Annotated in this window: 21 protein-coding genes; 8 read left to right on the plus strand and 13 right to left on the minus strand. The window is 66.7% G+C overall.

The window, feature by feature from the left end:
* The 6 genes from F3J14_RS18970 to F3J14_RS18995 all read right to left on the minus strand — a co-directional run.
* The coding region (locus F3J14_RS18970; RefSeq protein ID WP_166724322.1) for a type II and III secretion system protein family protein at positions 1-1,620 on the minus strand (1,620 nt) is incomplete at its 3' end.
* Between the two features lie 113 nt (positions 1,621-1,733).
* Positions 1,734-2,579 carry a Flp pilus assembly protein CpaB gene (gene cpaB / locus F3J14_RS18975; RefSeq protein WP_166724323.1) on the minus strand — a complete coding sequence of 282 codons (846 nt, stop codon included), beginning with the start codon at positions 2,577-2,579 and terminating at the stop codon, positions 1,734-1,736.
* Positions 2,580-2,614: 35 nt separating this feature from the next.
* Positions 2,615-4,015 carry an ATP-binding protein gene (locus F3J14_RS18980; protein WP_166724324.1) on the minus strand — a complete coding sequence of 467 codons (1,401 nt, stop codon included), beginning with the start codon at positions 4,013-4,015 and terminating at the stop codon, positions 2,615-2,617.
* A gap of 34 nt (positions 4,016-4,049) precedes the next feature.
* Entirely contained in the window at positions 4,050-4,589 is a 540-nt protein-coding gene (locus tag F3J14_RS18985; protein ID WP_166724344.1) for a prepilin peptidase, read from the minus strand.
* A gap of 34 nt (positions 4,590-4,623) precedes the next feature.
* Entirely contained in the window at positions 4,624-4,830 is a 207-nt protein-coding gene (locus F3J14_RS18990; RefSeq protein ID WP_166724345.1) for a Flp family type IVb pilin, read from the minus strand.
* 169 nt (positions 4,831-4,999) lie between these two features.
* Positions 5,000-5,182, minus strand: a complete 183-nt coding sequence (locus F3J14_RS18995; protein WP_006753345.1) for a Flp family type IVb pilin — start codon at positions 5,180-5,182, stop codon at positions 5,000-5,002.
* A 1,036-nt stretch (positions 5,183-6,218) separates the two neighbouring features.
* On the opposite strand from F3J14_RS18995, the gene F3J14_RS19000 reads away from it, so the two are divergent.
* The 4 genes from F3J14_RS19000 to F3J14_RS19015 are packed head-to-tail and all read left to right on the plus strand — an operon-like array spanning position 6,219 to position 10,299.
* Entirely contained in the window at positions 6,219-7,457 is a 1,239-nt protein-coding gene (locus F3J14_RS19000) for a glycosyltransferase family 87 protein (RefSeq protein ID WP_166724346.1), read from the plus strand.
* Positions 7,454-8,833, plus strand: coding sequence for a glycosyltransferase family 87 protein (locus F3J14_RS19005; RefSeq protein ID WP_166724325.1), 1,380 nt, complete (start codon positions 7,454-7,456; stop codon positions 8,831-8,833). Before F3J14_RS19000 ends, F3J14_RS19005 begins: the two co-directional genes overlap by 4 nt.
* Positions 8,834-8,856: 23 nt before the next feature.
* The gene (locus tag F3J14_RS19010) at positions 8,857-9,900 is read left to right on the plus strand and encodes a glycosyltransferase family 2 protein (protein WP_166724326.1); all 1,044 of its coding nucleotides are present in this window, start codon (positions 8,857-8,859) and stop codon (positions 9,898-9,900) included.
* 15 nt (positions 9,901-9,915) lie between these two features.
* Entirely contained in the window at positions 9,916-10,299 is a 384-nt protein-coding gene (locus F3J14_RS19015; protein WP_166724327.1) for a GtrA family protein, read from the plus strand.
* 167 nt (positions 10,300-10,466) lie between these two features.
* Here the strand turns inward: F3J14_RS19015 and F3J14_RS19020 are convergent, their stop codons facing one another.
* From F3J14_RS19020 to F3J14_RS19030, 3 genes are all read right to left on the minus strand, one after another.
* Complete coding sequence (locus F3J14_RS19020) at positions 10,467-11,906, minus strand: MFS transporter (RefSeq protein WP_166724328.1); 1,440 nt, start codon at positions 11,904-11,906, stop codon at positions 10,467-10,469.
* A 159-nt stretch (positions 11,907-12,065) separates the two neighbouring features.
* The gene (locus tag F3J14_RS19025) at positions 12,066-13,217 is read right to left on the minus strand and encodes a CaiB/BaiF CoA-transferase family protein (RefSeq protein ID WP_166724347.1); all 1,152 of its coding nucleotides are present in this window, start codon (positions 13,215-13,217) and stop codon (positions 12,066-12,068) included.
* Positions 13,218-13,224: 7 nt separating this feature from the next.
* Positions 13,225-14,166 (minus strand): hydroxymethylglutaryl-CoA lyase, encoded by a 942-nt coding sequence (locus F3J14_RS19030; protein WP_166724329.1) that lies wholly within the window; start codon positions 14,164-14,166, stop codon positions 13,225-13,227.
* Between the two features lie 280 nt (positions 14,167-14,446).
* Between F3J14_RS19030 and F3J14_RS19035 the strand changes: the two genes are divergently transcribed.
* On the plus strand, positions 14,447-15,355 hold the full coding sequence (locus F3J14_RS19035) for a LysR family transcriptional regulator (RefSeq protein WP_166724330.1): 909 nt from the start codon (positions 14,447-14,449) through the stop codon (positions 15,353-15,355).
* A gap of 343 nt (positions 15,356-15,698) precedes the next feature.
* A complete protein-coding gene (locus F3J14_RS19040) occupies positions 15,699-16,775 on the plus strand; it encodes an alpha/beta fold hydrolase (protein ID WP_166724331.1) in 1,077 nt (358 codons plus the stop codon).
* Positions 16,776-16,799: 24 nt separating this feature from the next.
* Here F3J14_RS19040 and F3J14_RS19045 read toward each other — a convergent pair whose 3' ends face one another.
* The 4 genes from F3J14_RS19045 to F3J14_RS19060 all read right to left on the minus strand — a co-directional run bounded on the left by F3J14_RS19045 (position 16,800) and on the right by F3J14_RS19060 (position 20,837).
* Complete coding sequence (locus F3J14_RS19045) at positions 16,800-18,578, minus strand: histidine kinase (RefSeq protein ID WP_166724348.1); 1,779 nt, start codon at positions 18,576-18,578, stop codon at positions 16,800-16,802.
* Between the two features lie 78 nt (positions 18,579-18,656).
* On the minus strand, positions 18,657-20,066 hold the full coding sequence (locus tag F3J14_RS19050; protein ID WP_166724332.1) for an HD domain-containing phosphohydrolase: 1,410 nt from the start codon (positions 20,064-20,066) through the stop codon (positions 18,657-18,659).
* A gap of 105 nt (positions 20,067-20,171) precedes the next feature.
* Complete coding sequence (locus F3J14_RS19055; protein WP_166724333.1) at positions 20,172-20,609, minus strand: hypothetical protein; 438 nt, start codon at positions 20,607-20,609, stop codon at positions 20,172-20,174.
* A gap of 69 nt (positions 20,610-20,678) precedes the next feature.
* Positions 20,679-20,837 carry a hypothetical protein gene (locus F3J14_RS19060; RefSeq protein ID WP_211080368.1) on the minus strand — a complete coding sequence of 53 codons (159 nt, stop codon included), beginning with the start codon at positions 20,835-20,837 and terminating at the stop codon, positions 20,679-20,681.
* Between the two features lie 113 nt (positions 20,838-20,950).
* On the opposite strand from F3J14_RS19060, the gene F3J14_RS19065 reads away from it, so the two are divergent.
* Both F3J14_RS19065 and F3J14_RS19070 read left to right on the plus strand, forming a co-directional pair.
* A complete protein-coding gene (locus F3J14_RS19065) occupies positions 20,951-21,244 on the plus strand; it encodes an antibiotic biosynthesis monooxygenase family protein (RefSeq protein WP_006753336.1) in 294 nt (97 codons plus the stop codon).
* Positions 21,245-21,348: 104 nt separating this feature from the next.
* Positions 21,349-22,083: an ABC transporter substrate-binding protein gene (locus F3J14_RS19070; RefSeq protein WP_166724334.1), complete on the plus strand. Its 735-nt coding sequence runs from the start codon at positions 21,349-21,351 to the stop codon at positions 22,081-22,083.
* Positions 22,084-22,094 lie beyond the last annotated feature (11 nt).

Genomic DNA, 22,094 nt, shown 5'->3' on the forward strand with positions numbered 1-22,094 from the left:
TGCCGATTGCGGCGCGGGAGCCGGTGCCGAAGCCGGCGTCTGCGGTGCATCCGTCGCGCTGTTCGACGGTTGCGTGGCCGCCTTGCGGACACCCTTGCGGCCTTCCATGTTGCCGGTCGCGTACACGTCGGCTTCGCTCGGCTTCGAGAAGCTGTCGGTCGGCAGCGGCACGTCGGCGGTCTGCAGCGGCCTCACCAGGTGCGGCGTGATCAGGAAGATCAGCTCGGTGCGGTCCTGCTGGAATGACGTGCTGCGGAACAGCGCGCCGAGCACGGGCACCTCGCCGACGCCCGGGATCGCCTTGAGCGCGCCGGTCGCGTTGTCCTTGATCAGCCCGCCGATCGCGAACGATTCGCCGTCGCTCATCTGGACCGTCGTCGACGCGCGCCGCGTCGTGATCAGCGGCAGGATCGACGTGCCGCCGATGTTGGACGCGCTCAGCGTGACGCCCGTTTGCGACAGTTCCGACACTTCCGGCGCGACCTTCAGGCTGATCCGGCCGTTGGCCAGCACCGTCGGCGTGAACTTCAGCGCGACGCCGAATTCCTCTTCCTGCAGCGTGATCGACGAGACGCCGTTGCTACCGCTCTGCGGGATCGGGATGAAGATCCTGCCGCCGGCAAGGAACGTCGCCTCCTGGCCGCTGATCGTCACGAGGTTGGGCTCCGCGAGGATCTTGACGAGGTTGTCGGTGTTCTGCACATCGGCCGCGACGCGGAACGGCTTGTTGTTCGCCTTGTTGAAGATCGCGCCGCTTGCAACGCCCGCGAGCAGGTTGCTGACGAGCGCACCGCTCCACGAACCGAAGCCGCCCTGGATGTTGAATGCGCTGCCCATCTGGTTGATCAGCGTCTTCGACACTTCGGCGACCTTCACCTCGAGCATCACCTGCTGCGGCGACGTGACGGCCAGCATGTTCAGCACGCCGGCGCCCTTGCCGGCCCCGCTGCCGTCACCGGCGCTGTCGCTGTACGCATGGGCGATCTGCACGGCCTGCTGCGCGGCCTGCGAGTTCGACACGTTGCCTGCCAGCACGATCGTGCCGGCGGCGGTCGACACGTGAATGTCGCGCTCGCCCGGCATCAGCTGCTGCAGCGACGCCTGCAGGCCGCCGGCGTCCGCGCCGACCGCCACGTCGATCACGCGGCACGCACCGCTTCTGCCCTGCACGATCATGTTGGTCGTGCCGACCGACAGCCCGAGGATGTACAGCGTCTGCGGCGACACCATCGTCGCCTGCGCGACGGCCGGGTTGCCGATGGTGCGGTTGCGCACCGGCTCCGGCATCGGCACGAGCAGCGACTTGCCGAGCGGCACGCTGACGCTGGTCGCATCACGCACCGCGCCCACGCAGTTCGGCCCGCGCATCGGCGCCGCCGACGCGGCGGCCGCGGCGGCCGGCGCCGGCGCCATGCTGATCGTCATCTGCATCGGCCCCTTCGCGACGGCGGCCGGCGCGCTGGCACCGCCCTTCATCAGCGCAGCCGATTCGGCGCCTTCCTGGGCCAGTGCGCTGTACACGGTCAGCGTTCCTGCACAGAGGATCGCGGCCATCATCGCGCCCCGTGCGATGCGCGTGCGCACCGGGCCGGTACCTGAGTATTGCGGATTGATCTTCATTTCGTCTGATCCCCCGAGTGACCGGCGAGACGCCGGCTTTTGCCTTGCAAGGCCGCCGTGCCCTGACGGCGGCCGATCTGGTTAATCTGGTTATCTGGATGTGTTTTGCGTGTTCAGAAACATTCGACGCTGCCGTGCACGCCCGTCAGCACACCGACGCAATCGCGGCGCCCTTCCGGTGCGGCGTGCGACGCGACATGCACGCGCACGGTCCGTACGTGCGCGGGTGCCGGTGCGGGCGTCGCGTCGGGTACCGGGGCCTTGCCGAGCAACGTCAGCTTGGTTGCGCCGTCGGTGGTCAGCGTCTTCTGGTCGACCTGGTTGCGCAGCACGAGCGACAGCGTGCCGACGCTGCGCGCGAGGTCGAGGCGTTCGGCCTGATCGGGCGTGACTTCGAGCGTCACGGCGTTGACGACCTTCGGTGCGGTGTCGTCGCGGCTGACCTGCTGTGCGACGGCGAGCACGAGGATGTGCTCGAGCACGATCTTCGAGATGCTCTGCCCGTCGGTCTTGCCCTGCTGTTCCTGCGTGTTGACGATCACGTCGACGTAGTTGCCCGGCAGGGCGAAGCCCGCGACGCCGACCACGTCGTTCACGCGCACCGTGATCGCGCGGCTGCCGTCGGCAATCACCGCGGACAGCCCGCCCTTCGTGCCGACCGGCGCGAGCTTCGACTCGATCACCGGCTCGCCGCGGGCGAGGCTCGTGCGCACGACGCGCCCTTCGAGCTCCTTCGTGTCGGCGAACGCGCCGGTCGGCACGCTGCCCGACGGCCAGCTCACCATATGGATCTGGTTCGGCCCGAGCGGCTCGCCCAGGTTCAGGTCGGTGGTCGCCACCGCGACCGACGTGACCGAGCTGCTGGAGGTATTCATCAGCCAGCGGGACGCGAACACGACCGCGGCAAGCCCCGCGACCATCGCGATGATCAGCATCAAGAGCGCTCGACTGTTTTTCATGGCAATGCTCCTCAACGAATCGTGAAAGAAACGGCTCAACCGGTGATGTACGTGCGCCCGCCGTGCTCGACAGGCGGCGGATGCACGCCGTCGCGCTCGGGCGCCGAGCCGAAATAGCTGGCCCATGCGTCGTACAGCGCGTCGTGCGTCACTTCGGGCGGATCGCCGCGATACCGCGCGCCGGCGGCGACGAGGCGCAGCAGATCCATCGGGAAGCATGCGAGATAGGCCTTGCCGCTCGGCAGGTGCAGCCGGTACAGCAGATAGTCGAATGCGTCGTGCGCCGGCACCAGCCCGAGCGACGCGCATGCGGCATCGAACACCGCGCGGTAGTGGTCGATCGACAACGCGCCGACGTGAAGCTTGGAACCCAGCCGGCGCAGGAACGCGTCGTCGGCGAACTGCTCCGGTGCCAGGTTGCTCGAGAACACCGGCCAGACGTCGAACGGCAGCACGAGACGATTACCGGACTCGAGCGTCAGGAAATCGACGCCGCGGTCGAGCGGGCGCAGCCAGCGGTTGAGCAGGTCGCGCGGCTCGACGCGCTGGCGGCCGAGATCGTCGACGATGTACATGCCCATGTTCGCCTTCATGTGCGGCGGCGCCTGGTAGAAGCCCGCCCCTTCGTCGCGGCGCAGGTCGAGCTCGTCGAGCGTCAGCTCGCCGCCGGACATCACGACCGGCCGCTCGCACAGGCACCACCGGCGATCGACCGATTGGCCGTCGGCTTGCGACGCCGCGTCGACATGCACGATCGGGTCGTAGACCTGGATCACTTCGCCGGCGGCGTAAATGGCATGCGGCACCGGCACGTGGCCGCCCATCAGCGCGCCGAGCCGCTCCGCGAGGAAGGTCTTGCCGCTGCCGGCGGGGCCGTGGATCAGCAGCGGACGGCCGGCGTTGAGCGCGGCGGCCGCGGAATCGAGGATCGCCGTGTCCATGACGACGCCTTCGAATACGGCCCACACGTCGTTCTGGGCCACGCGCAGCTTGCGCACCGAATGGGTGGACACGCAGTCGAGATACGCGTCGAGCGTCACCGGCGCGGGTCCGCTGTAACTGCTGCGCGCACGCTCTTCGAGCGCGAGCACACGGCCCGCGTCGGTCAGGCGGAACGTCACGTCGAGGTCCGTCTTGCCGCGATGGGTCAGTTCGACCAGATGCTCGCGCACCAGGAACGCGAAGACGTCGTCGAGCACCGCGAGCGGCAGGCAGTGGCGCTCGATCAGGACGCCGTACGACGGGCGACCGAGCACCAGCGTCGACTTCAGCACGAGCCCTGCGACGAACGCCTGGGTCAAGCCGGTTTCCTCGAGCGAGCGCGGCGCCGGCGGCAGCAGCGCGCCCGGTTTCGCATGCACCTCCCGCGACGGCGGCGGATACGGCAGGTGTGCAACCTGCGCGTCGCGTTTCGGTTCGGTGGGGATCGTGTTCATGTGCGTTTCATCCTCGTTGCGGGTTCGTCACGCTCTATACAGACGAAACGAACAGCATGCCCAGCGTGCCGGCGGCAATCGCCACGCCATACGGCAACGCGCCAACCGACGCGACTTCCATGGGGCCGTCGGTTGCCCCTGCATACGCGCCGGTCGCGCGGTGCGCGATCAGCGCCCACACGTTCGCCCACATCTGGCGCATGCGTCCGCGCAGCAGCGCAAAGCCGATCGCGCCGATCCCGCCGACCAGAAAGGTGGCCAGCACGATGTAGAAGGTCATCTGCGCGCCGACCCATGCGCCGATCGCGAGCATCAGCTTCACGTCACCTGCAGCCATTCCGCGCAGCAGATAGAACGGCAGCAGCAGGCCGAAGCCGGTCGCCGCGCCCGCCAGCCATGCAAGCGCACCTGCCTGGATGCCATGCAGCGCGCACTGTGCGATCAGCGCGCCGACCAGACCGAGCGCGACGAGCCGGTTCGGGATGCGTCGGCTCGTGATGTCGGTGCTGGCCGCGACGATCGCGAGCAGCGTCACGCACAACGGAACCGGGTAAGGCAGCGCGGCAGGCAGCAACATGGCGAACCTCGATTGGACGTAATGGCCGGAATCACTGACCCAGCGCGGTTTCGACCGCCGCGGTCACGATCGACGCGATCATGTTGTACATATCCTCGAGCGAGCCTTTCAGCGTGACCACGGCTCCCAGCACGACGGTGGCGAACATCGCTGCAAGCAGCGCATATTCGATCGCCGTCACGCCCTGCTCGTCGGCGATCCATCGCGATATCGCACCTGCATGTACCCTGATCCGCATGGCGTCCTCCGATTCGGTTTGATCAAAAGAGCGGGGGCGGCTCGAGCACTGCACCGGCCGAGCCATCCGCCGTTCGTTCCATCCGACATCTGTTGGGGTTGCGTCCGGCCCTGCACGCGTGACGGGATGGCGACGAACGGGCCGGACCCACCGTTCGTCGCCCCGCCATTCAGATGGCCGCGTTGAGATCGTCGGCAATCGTGTTGAACACGGTCTTGAGATCCGTTCCGACCGCCGTAAGCGCAGCAACGAGTCCGACTGCGATCAGTGCAGCAATCAGGCCGTATTCGATGGCCGTCACACCTTGTTCGTCTTGGACGAAACCGCGGACCTTCTGGATGAACGTGAACATGGCTCTTCTCCTTTCGCACTACTATTAAAATCCCGTTGTCGGGGATCGACGCGGGGAGCGGGTACTACCGGCACAACAAAGCGATTCGGATGCTGCGCTCAGCAACAGGCACGGCAGTCGTCGAGACTGTCCGGGCGAGCGTATGTCGGTGAGCTGGAGCGGGCGATGCGCATGCGCGATTCGATCGCCGAGACGCGACGATCGAGCGGAACGGAACGACTGCCGTCCGGCGCATGGATTCGAATTGAACGGGTGACGCAAGCGCGTCGATGCTGCTGCGGGTCTTCTGCGCGGCATGCAAGCCACGGCGTGCTCTGGTCTTTCATTTTTATTCCCCAATGCTGTCATGTGATTCTTGTTGCGCGGACGATGCCGTCGCCTATTTGTTCGGTCGACGTTTCCGGCGGTTTTCAAGGCCTGGGCGGCGTATTCCCCGACGCGCCCTCGATCCGTTGCTTTCCGCAGGTGATTCAGTCCGGTTGGGTGAGTCCGTTGCTTGAACCGGTCATTCATCACATCGTCGACTGTCGTGCGGACCTTGACGCAAAGAGCAGGCCAGCCGAAAAGAAAGCCAGGCGCAGCAAGGGTTCGGGCGATTCGCCCGCCAGTCGGGCTTCGGCCCGATGCGCGAAATGTTTCAGATTTGATATACGCCTGCCGGTCGCCGTGGGGTCGCGGCGTGAGCGCCGCCGCGCCGTGCAAGGCACCAAAAAATTTTCTCGGGATTTTCCCGAATGCGCGAGGCCGCTCCCCGGACGCTGGTTCCGAGACGTGCCGGACCGGCCAAAAACCCGGAATGTTTCAAGCGAGAAACATCATTTGCGCCGGCGCGGTTTTTTCAGACGTAAAAACCCGGTTTTCAGCCGTGTCGCCGCCAAATCGATATTTCACGATTCAGCCCGCGGTTTGCGTCACGCGATTTTTTCTCCAACAATGCATTCACCGGACAGCGCCATTGAATGCGATTCGCTCCGGATACACGACAACACAAAAAGGCTGCGGCACACCAGGCGGCCTTCACTGCAGACGGGGCATCATGTACACAGCCAATCGTGGAGTGCGCTATCGCGCCAAACGCTGTGCTCAATGGCTGACAGCGGACAGGATCATTCCGTACAGCTGCATCATGCTGATGCTCTGTGTTGGCTTCCTGATCACCTGGGGCGCCGTCACGGATGCCTTCACGTCGCAGACCACCGCCCGGCCGGGCGTCGACTTCTCCGTCTTCTGGACCGCCTCTCAACTCGTGCTGCAAGGCCATGCCGCAGCGATCTACGATCCGGTCTTCTTCTCCCATGCCGAGGTAGCGCAGTTCGGGGCCTATCTGGGTCACCAATCGCTGCCCTGGCTCTATCCGCCGACGATGCTGCTGTTCGTCGCGCCGATTGCCCTCGTGCCTTTCCTGCCCGCGTATTTCCTCTTTTTTGCGGGCAGCCTTTTATGCTATGCGTACGCCGTCCTGCGACTGTCGGGCCTGCGTGCGTACCTGCCTGTTCCGCGCGCCGCCGCGCTCGTCGTGCTCGCCTATTCCGGCGTGTTCGGGTCCATCCTGTACGGGCAGAACAGCATCCTGACCGCCGGTATCGCCGCGCTCGCGCTGCATTTCCTCGGCCCGCGCCCGATCGTCGCCGGCGTGCTGATCGGGCTGCTCGCCATCAAGCCGCAGATGGCGATTGTGTTTCCGTTCGTGCTGATCGCGGCGCGTGCATGGCGCACCTTCGCGGCGGCGGCGCTCACGACCGCGCTGTTCGTGGTGGCCGGCATTGCGCTGACCGGCACCAGCTCGCTGACCGGCCTGGCTCAGGCGATGTCGATCGTGCGCGGCATGCATTTCACCCTTCCTGCGTACTGGTTCGTTTCACCGACGACGTTCGCGGCGCTGCGGCTCGCGGGTGCATCGATTCCGATCGCGCTCGCCGCGCAAGCCGCCGTCGGACTGCTCGCCATCGCAGCCGCCGTCCATGTGTGGCGCCGCACGGCCGACATGCGGCTGTGCGGCGCGGCGCTGGCGGTCGCCACGCTGTTGACGACACCCTATCTGTGGCATTACGAACTGGCGTGGCTCGGCATCGCGGTCTTCTGCGTGATCGCGCACGGACTCGAGGATGGCTGGCTGCCGGGAGATCAGATCGTGATCGTGCTCGCGTGGCTGCTGCCGATATTCGAGGTGTTCAACCGGATCACGAAGCTGCCGCAGATCGGCCCGATCGTGCTGCTCGCCGTCCTGTTCGTCGTCGTGCGTCGCGCAAGCCTTGCGCCGCGGAGCGCGAAATGAAATCGCCGCTCTCCCTCCTGCACGTCGGTTCGACGATCGACGCCCATCCCGAGCTGCCGATCGCAGGGCCCCGCCGTTTCCCGCATTGGCTCAATCGTGATCGGGTGCGCCTCTATGCGGCAGCGGTACTGCTCGCCGAGTTGCTGTTCATCTGCCTCTACGTCGCACGCGTGCATGGGTCGCATACGTCCGTGCCCGAACCGCTCGCGCAGGATCTCGCGCCGATCTGGAGCGCCGCACGGCTCGCGGCGCTCGGGCACGCGATCGACGCATGGCATTTCCCGTCGCTCTTCGCGATCGAGAAACTCGCGATCCCGACGATCAGCGCGGCGAACGGCTCGCTGCCGTGGCTCTATCCGCCGACCATGCTGCTGCTGGTGCTGCCGCTCGGCTGGATGCCGTACCTGCTCGCGCTGGTGTTGTGGCTCGGTATCACCTACCTGCTGTTCGCGGTGACGATCCGCGCCACCGTGCAGCGCGATGCCGCGCTGCTCTGCGCGCTCGCGTTCCCCGGCGCGTTTCTCACGGTGATCGTCGGGCAGACGAGCCTCTTCACCGCGACGCTCGCCGGCGTCGGGCTGCTCACGCTGAGCCGCCGCCCCGTCATCGCCGGCATCTGCTTCGGCCTGCTGACGATGAAGCCGCAGATGGCGATCCTGTTCCCGCTCGCGCTGCTGTGCGCCGGCCAATGGCGCGCATTGGCCGCGTGGGCCGCGACCATCGCCGGCGGCGTCGCACTGTCCACGCTCGCGTTCGGGATCGGTTCGTGGGTCGCGTTCGTGCACGGGATCAACGATGCATACCAGATCGTCGGCGCGGGCCACGCCAGGCTCGCGCGCATGCCCACCGTGTTCGCGCTCGCCACGATGGCCGGCTGGCCCGCCGCCGTCGCGCGCGCGCTGCAGCTGCTGTCGGCCGCGACCGCCGCGATCGCCGTCGTGTACGCGTGGCGCGGCGCGTGTTCGTACGCGCTGCGCGCGGCGACCCTCGCCTGCGCCTGCCTGATCGTCAGCCCTTATCTGTATGACTACGACCTGACCTGGTACGGGCTCGTGATCGCCTGGTACGCACGCTATGCATGGACGCACGGTTGGCGGCGCTTCGATCGCGAATGGCTGCTGCTGCTGTGGGTGATGCCGCTCGCTGGCCTCGTGCTGGTATCGCACCTGTCGTTCCAATTCATGCCGCTCGTCACGCTGGCGTCGCTGGCGCTGCTCGTCAGCCGGATCGCACGGGAACGGCACGACGTGCCGTCGATGCCCGACGCACGCGACAACACGACCGAAACCGGCTTCACGCATCCGTTGCGCTCACATCACCGCCCGGCGCACGGACTGCGCCGCACCGGCCGCCCGACCTTCGGCATCGACCGCTGACACGCGATCACAGGGGAACCATCATGCGCGAATCACTCTACACACCACTCGTCTCGCTGGTCGTGCCGTTCTACAACGAAGGCGAAGCCGTCGAACGCTTCTTCGACGTCGTGATTCCGTTGATGGCCGGCCTCGACGCGATCCGCTTCGAGATCGTCTGCGTCAACGACGGCAGCCGCGACGACACGCTCGAGCGCCTGATCCGGATCAGCATGAGCGATCGCCGCGTGCGCGTCATCGATCTAACACGCAACTTCGGCAAGGAAGCGGCGCTGACGGCTGGCCTCGACGAAGCCGCCGGCGACGCCGTGATCCCGCTCGACGCCGACCTGCAGGATCCGCCGAGCCTGATTCCGGTAATGCTCGAGCACTGGCGCGACGGGGTGGAAGTCGTCGCCGCGAAGCGCAGCAACCGCGCGTGCGATTCGTTCGCGAAGCGCACCGCCGCCTCGATCTACTACCGTGTCCACAACCTGCTGTCGGACGTGAAGCTGCCGGAGAACGTCGGTGACTTCCGGCTGATGGATCGCAAGGTCGTGAACGCGCTGCGCAGCCTGCCGGAGCGGCATCGCTTCATGAAGGGGCTGTTCGCGTGGGTCGGCTACCAGACCGTGATCATCGAGTACCAGCGCGAAGCGCGCAGCGCCGGGCACTCGAAGTTCTCCGGATGGAAGCTGTGGAACTTCGCGCTCGAGGGAATCACGAGCTTCAGCACCGTGCCGCTGCGCAGCTGGACCTATATCGGCCTGGGCATCGCCGCGCTCGCGTTCCTGTACGGCGCGTTCATCGTGGGCCGTACGCTGCTGTTCGGCAACCCGGTGCTCGGCTATGCGTCGCTGCTGTCGGTCACGCTGTTCATCGGCGGGATCGAGCTCGTCGGCATCGGCGTGGTCGGCGAGTACATCGGACGCATCTACGACGAGTCGAAGCAACGTCCCGTCTATCTGATTCGCCGCCGCTACGAGGCGCACGCCAAGGTGATCGAGCTGCCGGTCGCGCGCGATACGCGGCGCACGGCCGCACGCCGCCGCGTCCAGCCGGCACGCGTGCGGGTCGGCACACGCTGACCGGCGGAGATAGCGATGTTCGAACTGCTCTGCGCCGAGCGCGTGCGGCTCGCGCGCTTCGGCCTGTCCGGACTCGGCTCGACCGCGCTGCACGTGCTGGTCGCATCCGCGATGTATGCGCTGCTCGACGCCACGCAGGTGCTCGCGAATGCCGTCGCGTTCGTGTGCGCGACGGCGTTCTCGTATCTCGCGAATACGCTGTGGAGCTTCTCGTCGACGGTGCATTCGCGCAACCTGGTGCGCTATCTGACGGTCGCGCTGGCCGGCTTCGCCGAAACGATGCTGCTCGCGCGCGCCGCCGAACTGCTCGACGTGCCGCGCGGCTGGGCCATCGTCGCGATCGCGCTGCTGATCCCGCCGACGATGTTCGTGATACATCGGGTGTGGACGTATCGGTAAAGTTTTACGGCGGCAAGCGCGCCGCCCCCCGCCCTTCGAGATGCCTTCATGCAGGATCTGCGGCGCGCGGGCTTCCCGGGCGGGCGCTGCGTTCAGCGTAGCGAGCGGGACGTTGCTGGATCAGCGCCAGCGACGAGCACGGACCGCGCACCCGCTGCAACGGTCCGTCAACGGTTCAGTTCCTCGAGGCGCAGGCCGTTGGTCTTCGGCCCGAAGAACCCGATCGATACCGCGACCGCCAGCATGCACGCCGTGATGCCGGCAAATACCCCGGGCAACCCGAAATCCCGCAGCAGGAACGCGATCGAAAAACCCGACATCATCGCGCCAACCCGGCTGGCCGAATACACGATCCCGTTGGCCCGGCACCGCACGGCGGTCGGGAACAACTCTGCCTGGTAAGCGTGGTAGCAGACCGAGATGATCTGGCCGGCGAAACTGATCAACACGCCGAGCAGGATGAGCGGCACCACGGCCCTGACCTGCGCGAACGCGGTCCCGCATACGATCACGACCAGCGCGCCGCCGACGATCAGGTATTTGCGCTGGATCCGGTCGGCGACGGCCATCGCCAGCAGCGGCCCGACCGGCAACGCGAACGCGATGATGAACGAATAGAGCAGGCTTTTCGTGACCGTGATGCCCTGGCTGATCAACAGCGTCGGCACCCAGTTCGCGAAACCGTAATAGCCGATCGCCTGGCAGAAGTTGAAGACGATCAGCATCACGAGGCGCGAACGATACGGCGGCTGCCACAACTCCGCGAGCGATGCGCGCCGATGCCGCGGCTGTTCGACGATCGGCGACGGCGCCGGCAGCGGCCGCCCCGACTGACGTTCGACGATCGCCTCGATGTGCCGCACGATCGCGTCGCTCCTGTCGACCTGTCCGTGCATCGCGAGCCACCGCGGACTCTCCGGCACACCGCGCCGGATGAACCACACCAGCAACGCGCCGAGCGCGCCCGCGAGCACCACGACGCGCCATCCGTCGATACCGAACACCGTGGTCGGCACGAGCCAGTACGACAGGATCGCGGCGACCGGCGCCGCCGCGAACATCACGCTCTGGTTGAACGCCATCGCGCGGCCGCGCATCTGCTGCGGGACGAGTTCCGTCACGTAGCTGTCGATCGTGATGATCTCGACCCCGACGCCGATTCCGGTGATGAAGCGCCAGAGGATCATGCCTTCGGCGGTCGTCTGAAATGCCATGATCACCGAGCCGATCGAATACCAGAGCAGCGACACCGTGAACACCGCGCGCCGGCCGTAGCGATCGGGCATCCAGCCCAGCCCGAACGTACCGACGAACAGGCCGGCAAACGTCGCGGCGATGAAGCCGGCGATCCCGGTGAAGCCAAAAAACGCGTGCGTGGTGGTTTGCAGCACGCCGCTCTTCGCCATGCCCGGCGCGATATAGCCGGTGAAGATCAGGTCGTAGACTTCGAAAAAGCCGCCCAGTGAAATCAGTAGCACCAGCATCCACAAATGGCGGGTGATCGGCAGACGATCCATACGCGCGGCGATCGCGGCGCCCGGCATGACGTCGACATCGATGAAGGGCGAATCATGCGGACGCGAATCCGCGGTGACGGTGGGCTGCATGTCTGTCTCCTGATACGGCGAATGTCGACGGCCTTGTTGTTCGATCGTGGTCCGTCTGCCGGTGGTGCGCGTCGCGCACGTCATGCGCGGCGCGCGGTTCTCAACGGTTTCGTGCTGCAACACCTCGACGGATCGGCTCGCTGCCGAGGCGGTAGAGGGTCATGCGGCCGCGCGGCCGGTCAGCCGCGAAAGAATCTCGTGCGTGTGTTCGCCGACCCGGGCCAGCGCCTGCCGGACGCCCGGCCGGCGGCCGCCCATCGTCAGCGGCAGCAGGACGACATCGGTCGTCGTGCCGTCGTCGGTCTCCATCGGCACGAGGCCGCCGCTGGCCTTCAGATGCGGATCATCGAGCAATTGCTCCGGTCGCACGATCGGTGCATACGGAATGCCCGCGGCTTCGAGCTTCGGCGTCAGTTCGTCGACCCGGTGGCCCTTCAGGATGTCGCCGAGAACGTCGAGCAATGCCGGCCGGACTGCAACCCGCAGCGCGTTGCTGGCAAAGCGCGGCTCGGCGGGCAGATCCGGCCGGCCGAGCACGTCGCATAACGTGACGAACTGCTTGTCGCTGACGGCGCCGATGAACAGCTGCTCGTCGTCGGCAAGCGTGAACACGTCGTACACGCTCCATGCGGACACGCGCGCGGGCATCGGCGGCGGCGCTTCATGCGTCATTGCGTATTGCTGCATGTGCTGTGCGCAGAGGAACACGCAGTTCTCGAAGAGTGCGCTTTGCACTTCCTGGCCACGCCCGGTGACTTCCCGTTCGCGCAGCGCGGCGAGCACGCCGATCGCACCGAACATGCCGCCCATGATGTCGTTGACGGACGTTCCCGCGCGCAACGGCCGGCCCACCGGCCCCGTCATGTACGACAGCCCGCCCATCATCTGCACGACTTCGTCCAGCGCGAGCCGCTTCTCGTACGGCCCGGGCAGGAAGCCCTTGTGCGACACATAGACGAGCCGCGGGAACACCTTCGACAGCGTGTCGTAGTCCAGACCAAGTTTCGTCATCAGGCCCGGACGAAAATTCTCGAGCATCACGTCGCAGGTGCCGATCAGTTCGACTGCCGCGTCCTTGCCTTCCGGGGTGTTGATGTCGAGGACGACGCTCTTCTTGTTGCGGTTGAAGGTGCGGAAGAAGCCGATGCCGAGGCCCGGCAACTTGCGGGTCTTGTCGCCGCCGGGCGGCTCGATCTTGATGACCTCCGCGCCGAGATCCGCGAGGATCATCCCGCACGTCGGCCCCATGACCATGTGCGTGAACTCGATCACGCGCACGCCGTCGAGCGGAAGTCTTGCGTTGGTTTCCATGAGGTCCTCAGACATTGAGCGCGATCGACGCGCGATGGGTTTTCGGCAGGCCGGCCCGCCACAGCGCGCCGTGCAGCGATTCGCCGTCGAGCCAGCGCGCGACCTTCGCGCGCAGCGCCAGCAGCGCCGGCAGGTCGATGCCGGTGTCGATGCCCATGTCGGCGAGCATGAACGCCAGGTCTTCGCTCGACGCATTGCCGCTTGCGCCCGGCGCGTGCGGGCATCCGCCGATGCCGGCGAGCGTCGCGTCGAAACGCGCGACGCCGGTTTCGAGCGCGGCATAGACGTTGGCGAGCGCGAGACCGCGCGTATCGTGAAAGTGACCGCAAAAGAAGCGCTCGCCGGCGACGCGACGCGCCCGCTCGAACAGCGCGCGCACGGCAGCCGGCCCCGCGTAGCCGACCGTATCGGCGATGCTGACGCGATCCGCGCCCGCATCGAGCAACGCCTGCATGCAGCGCAGGACCTCGTCCGGTTCGACGCGCCCCTGGATCGTGCAGCCGAATGCCGTGCCGATACCGCCTTCGATCAGCGTCGTGGACCCGGCGGCATCGCGCTCGGCACGGATGCGCGCGACCTCGGCGACGACTTCATCGGGCGTCTTGCGCAGGTTCGCGAGGCTGTGTTCGCGGCTCGCGGACAGCGGCACGAGCAGCAGGTCGGCGCCGGTTTCGAGCGCGCGCTGCGCGCCTTTGAGATTCGGCACCAGCACCGACACGGCGAGGCCCGGCAGCGTTTTCGCGTACGCGACGAGTTCGGCGGTATCCGCCAGTTGGGGCAGAAGCCGCGCCGGCACGAAGGAGCCGACTTCGATCTCGCGCTGGCCGGCCGCGTACGCGCCGGCGATCCATTCGAGCTTGCGCGCGGTCGGCAGAACGGCCTGGATGCTTTGCAGGCCGTCGCGCAATCCGACCTCGCGAATCACGACGTGGGTGGGAAAAGAAGGCATGGCGTGGCTGTCTCCGCAATCGGTGGCCGGTCGTCACACGCCGGCGATAGCCCCACTTTAGAGATTCCCGAAAAAACGTAAAGCACCGGTTTGGAACCGAAATCGTTCCGAAACGGAATCCCTCCACGCCACGCCATGAAGGCATTTCGAAAGCAATACGGGCGGAGCGACGCGTCGCCCTCGTCGTGGTAATTTCTGACATTCCCGAAGAACCGGAAAGCGGCGGAATCGAGCCGAAAACTTCCGGTCCGGAACGTTTCGACACGCGGAGACTGCACCGATGCGCGACATCGACCTCAAGACATTGCGGCTGTTCGTGGCGGTGTGCGATCACGGCAATATCGCGCGTGCCGCGCAAGAAGCGCACATCGAGCCTTCGGCGATCAGCAAGCGCATTGCGCAGCTCGAAAGCGATCTCGGCGTGCCTGCGCTCACGCGGTCACGACGCGGCGTCACGCCCACGCCGGCCGGCATCGCGCTGCTCGAGCATGCGCGCAGCATGCTGTTCACGATGGAGCGGATCGCGGCCGACGTCACCGCGATCGGCGACGGGCTGCAGGGGCGCGTGAGCATCTGCGCGTCGGCATCGGCGATCGCGGAAGTCTTGCTGGACGACATCGCGTCGTTCATGCGAGACCCCGCCAACCGGAACATCAAGGTCGACGTGGAAGAGCGTCTGTCGCGCGATCTTGTCCGGCAGGTGCGCGAAGGGGCTTCCGCGCTCGGCGTGTGCTGGGACAACGTCGACCTGCAAGGGCTGCAGGCGCGGTCCTATCGCCATGACCAGCTGGCGCTCGCCGTGCATCCCGAGCATCCGCTCGCCGGCCGTCAGTCGATCGGCTTCGACGACACGCTCGAATTCGAGCACGTCGGCTTGCCGCCGGCCACCGCCGTTCATACGATGCTCAAGCGGGCGGCCGCGGACCGCGGCCGGACCGTGTCGTATCGCGTGATCGTGTCGAGTTTCGACGCGGCGTTTCGCGTCGTGGCCGCCGGCCTGGGCATCAGCGTCATTCCCGTCGAAGTCGCGGCGGCTTACCGGCAGTCGCTCGGCGTGCACATGATTCCACTCACCGACTCATGGGCGAAGCGCCGCTTCATCGTGTGTTTCCAGCGCTTCGATACGCTGCAGCCCGCCGCCCAGCGGATGGTCGACCATCTCGCGAACCGCGCCGTCGACGGCCGGTAACGCATCGCGCCGCGTCGGCAATCGGCTCGCGCAGCACGGCGGCACCGATGCCCCGCCCCACGACAGGGTCGAAACATTCACCGATCCGTCATGAAACCATCGCACCCGATGCGAGCGGTGCCTGCTAGCATGCCGCGTGGCCCGTGCGAATCGCGACCCGTCTGTAAGGATGTCGCGTGGCGTGGTATTTACTCCGCCAGCCGCGTTCGCGTCGGCCCTGCGAGACCGCTTCGACGCGGACGCTTCCCGCAAGCACGAATCGTGCTCTGCCCGCATTCGACTTCCATCCGACGGCCGGCCGCGCCGCATGCTGTTGCGCGAGCCACCGGCACGAGATTCGTCCATGCCCAGGAAAAAAACCAGCCTCTGGCTCCGGCCTTTCGACCTGTTTTCCGCCGCGACGAGCGCGCGACCGAAACGAAAGACAGCCAAACCGGCGGCGTCGGTCAAACGCCCCGCCACTGTACGGACGCCGCGTCGCACCCGCACGCCGGCGCCGGCCGCCCACCCGTCGCCGCGCCACGCACCGGGCACCTGGCTGCGTTCGTTTCATTCCGCGCGCCCGGCCGCCGGCCGCCTCGTCAACCATCTTGCCTACGCGCTGTACCTGCCCGCCGCACCGGCAACGACCGAGGGCATGCCGGTCGTCGTCATGCTGCACGGCTGCAAGCAGACAGCCGAGTCGTTCGCCGCGGGCACGCGCATGTGCCGCGTCGCGGAGCGTGCCGGGTTTGCCGTGCTGTTTCCCGAACAGGCGAAGACCGCCCATGCGCATCGCTGCTGGAACTGGCATGGCGATGCGTCGCAGTCGGAGCTCCCGGCGGTTGCGTCGCTGATCGACGCGATCGTGCGGGAGCGCGGGTTCGACCGCGACCGGATCTATCTGGCCGGCATGTCGGCCGGCGCCGGGCTGGCCGCGCAGCTGGCGCTCGCGTATCCCGATCGGTTCGCGGCCGTCGGCCTTCATTCCGGTCCGGCCATCGCGCCGCCGTTGTCGACGATGGCCGCGATGAGCCTGATGCGCCGCGGCCTGCGCGACGACCCGATACGCGTCGTCGACGCATGCGTCGACGTGCGCGCTTATCCGGGCATGCCTGCGCTCGTCGTGCATGGCGGACTCGATACGGTCGTCGCCGAGCAGAACGCGCTGCAGCTCGGCGTCGCGTTCGCGCGGATCAATCGGCTCATCGACGAACACGGTGAGCTGCGCGTCGGCGAGCGGCATACCTACGCACATGACGATGCGGATTACACGGACTATCTGCGCGGCGGCCGGGTGATCGTCCGGGTCTGCATCGTTCGCCGCCTGGCGCACGCGTGGAGCGGCGGCGATCCGCGCGAAGCGTTCCACTCCGCGACGGGGCCGGACGCGACCGCGATGTTCTGGAATTTCTTTCGACGGCGGCGGCGCAAGCGATAGCGGCGACGATGCCCCTCATCGCGCTCACGCGCGCGGCCCGACTGCCGCCGTCTCGCTCACGCTCGCGTTCGCGTTCGCGCGCCGGATCGGCAGTCGAATGCGGAAGGTCGTGCCGCGCCCCGGCTCGCTCGTCACGTCGATTGCGCCGCGGTGGCGCTCGACGATGCCGTGCGACACCGACAAGCCGAGCCCCGTGCCCTGCCCGACCGGCTTCGTCGTGAAGAACGGATCGAAGATCCGCCGAACGATGTCGGGCGTCATGCCGGCGCCGGTGTCGCTGATCGCGATCGACACCTGTTCGTCGTCGCTCGACGTACGGATCGTGATCACGCCGCGCTCGGGAATCGCGTGCGCCGCGTTGACGAGCAGGTTCATGAATACCTGATTCAATTGCGACGGCAGGCATTCGACGTGCGGCACGTCGCCGTACTCGCGCACGATGTCGGCCTTGTACTTGAGTTCGTTGTGGACGACGTTGAGCGTGCTCTCGAGGCCCGCATGGATGTCGGCCACGCACCATTCGCCGCTGCCCGGCCGCGAGAAATCGCGCAGGTCCTGCACGATGCGTCGCACCCGCAGCGCGCCGTCGATCGACTCGTCGATCAGCGTCGCGATCTCGTCGCGCACGTAGTCCAGATCGGCGACGCGCCCCATCGCGGCCAGCGCGTCACGTTGTGCGGGTTCCAGCTGCGGCAGCGCGGCCTCATGCGCGGCGATCACGTCGAGCAGGCTGCGCACCCACGTCTTCAGCGTGTTGAGGTTCGCGCTGATGAAGCCGACCGGATTGTTGATCTCGTGCGCGACGCCGGCCGCGAGCTGGCCGATCGATGCGAGTTTTTCCGACTGCAGCAGCTGCACGTGCGTTTCCTCGAGCGCCCGCAGCAGGCGCCGCTGTTCGTCCTTCTCCTGCTCGAGCCGGATCTGCGCCGCCTTGCGCTCGTCGATCTCGGTCGCCATGTTCTCGCGGGTGCGCTGCAGCATCGCCGTCGTCTGCTCATAGCGTCGCAACGCCGTTTCGAGTTCCGCGGTCCGCAATCGCACCAGCCGCTCGAGCGTATCCGTCATCCCGCGCAGAAACGTTGTACGCGCATCGAAACGGCACACCAGCAGCGTGACGATCAGCGTCGCCATCGTGAACAGCGCGATCGTCGTCGCAAGCCACGGCCCATCGATCCCGTTCGCCGCGCCGCATCGCGCATCCGGCGCGAAATGCGCGGCCGCCATCGCCGTGTAGTGCATGCCCGTGATGGCGATGCCCATGATCAGCGCCGCACCGATGCGCAGCGCGGTCGCATGGCGCGCCTGTTGCACGCGCAGCGCCTGCGCCATCCAGAGCGCGGCAGTCGACGCGATCACCGCGATGCCGATCGACGCCGCGAACAGCACGGAATCGTAGCGAATGCCGGGCGCCATGCGCATCGCGGCCATCCCCGTGTAATGCATCCCGACGATCCCGGCGCCCATCAGCACGCCGCCCGCGAGCAGGCGCCGGCGGCGCAACCGTGCACGCGTGACGACGTTCAATGCGAAATACGACACGAGCACCGCGATGGCCAGCGACGCGCCGGTATCCGACAGCGCGTAGCCGAGCGGGATCGGCAGCGACAGCGCCAGCATGCCGACGAAATGCATCGACCAGATTCCGGTGCCCATCGCGGCCGCGCCGCCGCCAAGCCATGCGAGCTTGAGCTTCGGGTTGTCGAGCAGCGAAATGAACGCGGCCAGGTCGAGCGCCGTATAGGAGGCCAGCGTCGCGATGACGAGCGACAGCAGGACAAGCAGCGGATCGTAGGTGCCATGCATGATCGAGCCCTCGGTCGAGATGAACGCGTTGCCGCGGCGCACGGACGATCGCGCGCCGCGGCCGTGCGGTACGCGACGTCAGGCCGGCGGCGCGGCGTCGGCCGGTGCCTGCTTCGACGCGGCGGCACCGGTCAGCACCAGAATGTCGAACGGTGTCCCTTCGCGTGCCTCGAAGCGGCGTACGAGTTCGATCTGATGCGCCGACATCACGCTGCCCTTCGTCATCAGCAGCACGCCGCGATGCGTGCGCAGATCGTCGGCGAGCTGCATCCCTTCGCGCAGCTGCGCGGACTGGATCTCCGCGACGGACGTCGCGATGCCGAGGCTCGCCGGATGCCGCATCAGTTCGATGAAGCGCGCGACGAGCAGCGGGTCATAACGCACGCCGGCCTGCGAGTGCAGCACGTCGATCGCCTGCTCGACCGAGTGCGGCGCACCAATCTCGCCGTTGCGCAGCCCTTCGAAGTCGCGCGCGATCGCGACGATCCGCGAGCCGAGCGGGATCGCGTCGCCCGTCAGGCCGTCCGGTGTGCCGCGCCCGTTGTATCGCTCGTACTGGTGCAGCACGATCGACGCGACCTTGTGCAATTGCGCGACCGGCGTGAGCACCATCTGCGCGCGCAGCGGGTGCTGCTGGAACAGGCTGTGTTCGTCCGTCGTCATCTTCACGAGCGGCTTGTGCAGCAGCTCGTCGGGCAGCGACAGCTTGCCGATGCCGTGCAGCAGCCCGGCGAAATAGACGTCCTGCGCGTGCAGGTTGCTCATCCCGGCCGACAGCGCGAGATGCCGCGCGATCTCGCCGACGCGCATCGCATGCCCGCCGGCAGTCCCGCAGCGCAGTTCGATCATGCTCGCGCATACCTGGACCATCGCGGTGAAACTGCTTTTCAGGTCGGCCTGCGCCGCTTCGAGGAACATCACGGTTTGCGCGAGCTCCTCGGTGCGCGCGCGCACCTGTGTTTCGAGTTCCGTATTGAAGCGGCGCAGCGTTTCGTTTTGCGCTTCGGTCAATGCGGCGAGCCGCGCGGCTTCGGCGCGCAAGCGCCGCTGCTCGAGCGCCTGCTCGATCGTCATCAGCAGGTCGTGGTCGTCCCACGGTTTGTTCAGGTAGCGGTACACGCCGCCTTCGTTGACGGCCTCCACGATCGACGCGATGTCGGAATAGCCGGTCAGCAGGATGCGCATCGTGTCCGGGTACAGCGAGCGGGCGCGCGACAGAAACGCCGCGCCGCTCATGTTCGGCATGCGCATGTCGGACACGATCAGGTCGACTTCGGTCGACGCCAGGATCTCGAGCGCCGCTTCGCCGCTGTCGGCGGTCAGGACGCCGTAGCGCGCGGGCCGCAACACGCGCTTGAGCGCGGACAGCACGCTCGGTTCATCGTCGACCAGCAGGATCGACGCAGCGGCGGCGGTGTCGCCGGATGCGGCTTCGGCGATCGTTTCGGGTAGTGCATCGTTCGCTCCGTTCATCGCGGATGTCGTCATAATTGGCCTCGGATCAATTGTCTTCACTACCTCTGTGACATCGGCCTGTGCCGCCGCTTCCACATCGGGGAAAACGCTGATCCGTGCGCGGAGCGAATGCCCGTGTCAGGGTGTCTTGATCCCTTCCGCCCGCGTTGCCAGGAACCGCAGGTATTTGTCGTCCTCGTCCTCGAACAGCTCCGGGCCGCCACCCATGTAGGCGCGCATCAACTCGTCCGCGGCACGGTCGAGATTGCCGAGCTCGAACTGGCACTGACCGAGCCTCAGGTGCAGAAACGGATTGCCGATCGCGTCGGGGAAATGCATCGCATGGCCGAGATTGTCGCGTCCGGCCTCGTAGTCGCCTTGATGGAAATTCGTGTCGCCGATGGCTGCCATCAACCAGGTTCCGGCCTCCCAGTTGGTCCTGGGTTCGGGAAGCAGGTCGAATGCTTGCCAGTATTTCGCCAGCGCGCCTGCGTAGTCCCCGTCTTCTACCAAGGCATCGCCCGCCTCGCTCAGTGCGCCGATCCGCTCGTAAAGCACGTCGTCAAGTTCTGCCATGTCGAGCTCCTCTCTCCGGAATTGAATGTAGCGTGGCAATCAGGCGATCTCGATGCCGGACCGCGCACCTCAATCGCTCGTCTTCTCCCGCACCGCATTATGCAGGTGAAGCTTCTTGAAATCAGCCGCCGCCTCGCGCGGATCGACAAGCAGCAGGTCGATCGGCGTCGCGTATTCGCGGCAACGCCGTTTTGCCTGGTCGCGATCGACGGCCTTGCGGTACGCCATCAGGCGGCTCGGCCGAACGGGATGCCGAATTACGGTATCGTTCCCGAATGTGCGGCGCGCGTCGCGCCTCGCGTCACGATCCATTCGCATCTTTCAACCTGTATGGAGCATTCATGATTCTGGAAATGGCATCGCTCGAAATCGATCCGTCGCAGGCCGAGCCCTTCGAAGCGGCGGTTCGCCAGGCACTCCCGCTGTTCGCGCGTGCGCGCGGCTGCGGCGGCGCCGAGCTGCATCGCGTGATCGAGCGCAGCGGCGGCTACCTGCTCGTCGTCAAGTGGGACACCGTGGACGATCACATGGTGCATTTCCGGCAATCTGATGACTTCCAGGCGTGGCGGCAGTTGGCCGGCCCGTTCTTCAAGAGCCCGCCGCAAGTCGTGCATACGGAAGTGGCGGTCAAGTAATCGCACATCTGCCGCATACGCTCGATGCGCTGTCGCGCATCCGTGCCATTCTCAAATCCCGAGCGCCCGTGCGACCGGCGCACCGATTCCCCGCGAGGCCTTTCATGACCATCGACCCTTCCGTCCTCTCCGCGTTCACGCCGACCGGCAAGCTGCGCGCGTCGATCAATCTCGGCAACCCGATCCTCGCGAACCGCGACCCGGCAACCGGCGAGCCGTTTGGCGTGTCGATCGACCTCGCGCGCGCGTTCGCCGAGCGGCTGTCGGCCGAGCTCGAGCTCGTGGTGTTCGATGGCGCCGGCAAATCGGTGCAGGCGCTGACCGAAGAACGCGCCGATTTCGGCTTCTTCGCGGTCGATCCGCTGCGCGGCGAAACGGTTGCGTTCACCGCGCCCTACGTGCTGATCGAAGGCTTCTATCTCGTGCGCGACGATTCGCCGATCCGCGGCAATGCGGACGTCGACCAGCCGCACAATCGCGTGGCGGTCGGCAAGGGCAGCGCGTACGACCTGTTCCTCACGCGCGAGCTGAAAGCCGCGCAGATCGTGCGCGCGCCGACGTCGCAGGCCGTCGTGCCGACGTTCGTCGAACAGCAGCTCGAAGTCGCGGCGGGCGTGAAGCAGCAACTCGAAGCCGATGCGGCGAAGACGCCCGGCCTGCGCCTGCTCGACGAGCGCTTCATGGTGATCCGCCAGGCGATGGGGGTACCCAAGAGCCGCGGCGAAGCGGCGGCCGCGTTGCTCGGCGCGTTCGTCGAGGAAATGAAGGCGTCGGGCTTCGTCGCGGATGCATTGAGGCGCCATGGGATCACGGGCGCGTCGGTCGCGCCTTGGGCGTGATAGACGCAACC

This window comes from Burkholderia sp. Tr-862, from assembly GCF_011753085.1.
GTDB classification, from domain to species: domain Bacteria; phylum Pseudomonadota; class Gammaproteobacteria; order Burkholderiales; family Burkholderiaceae; genus Burkholderia; species Burkholderia ambifaria.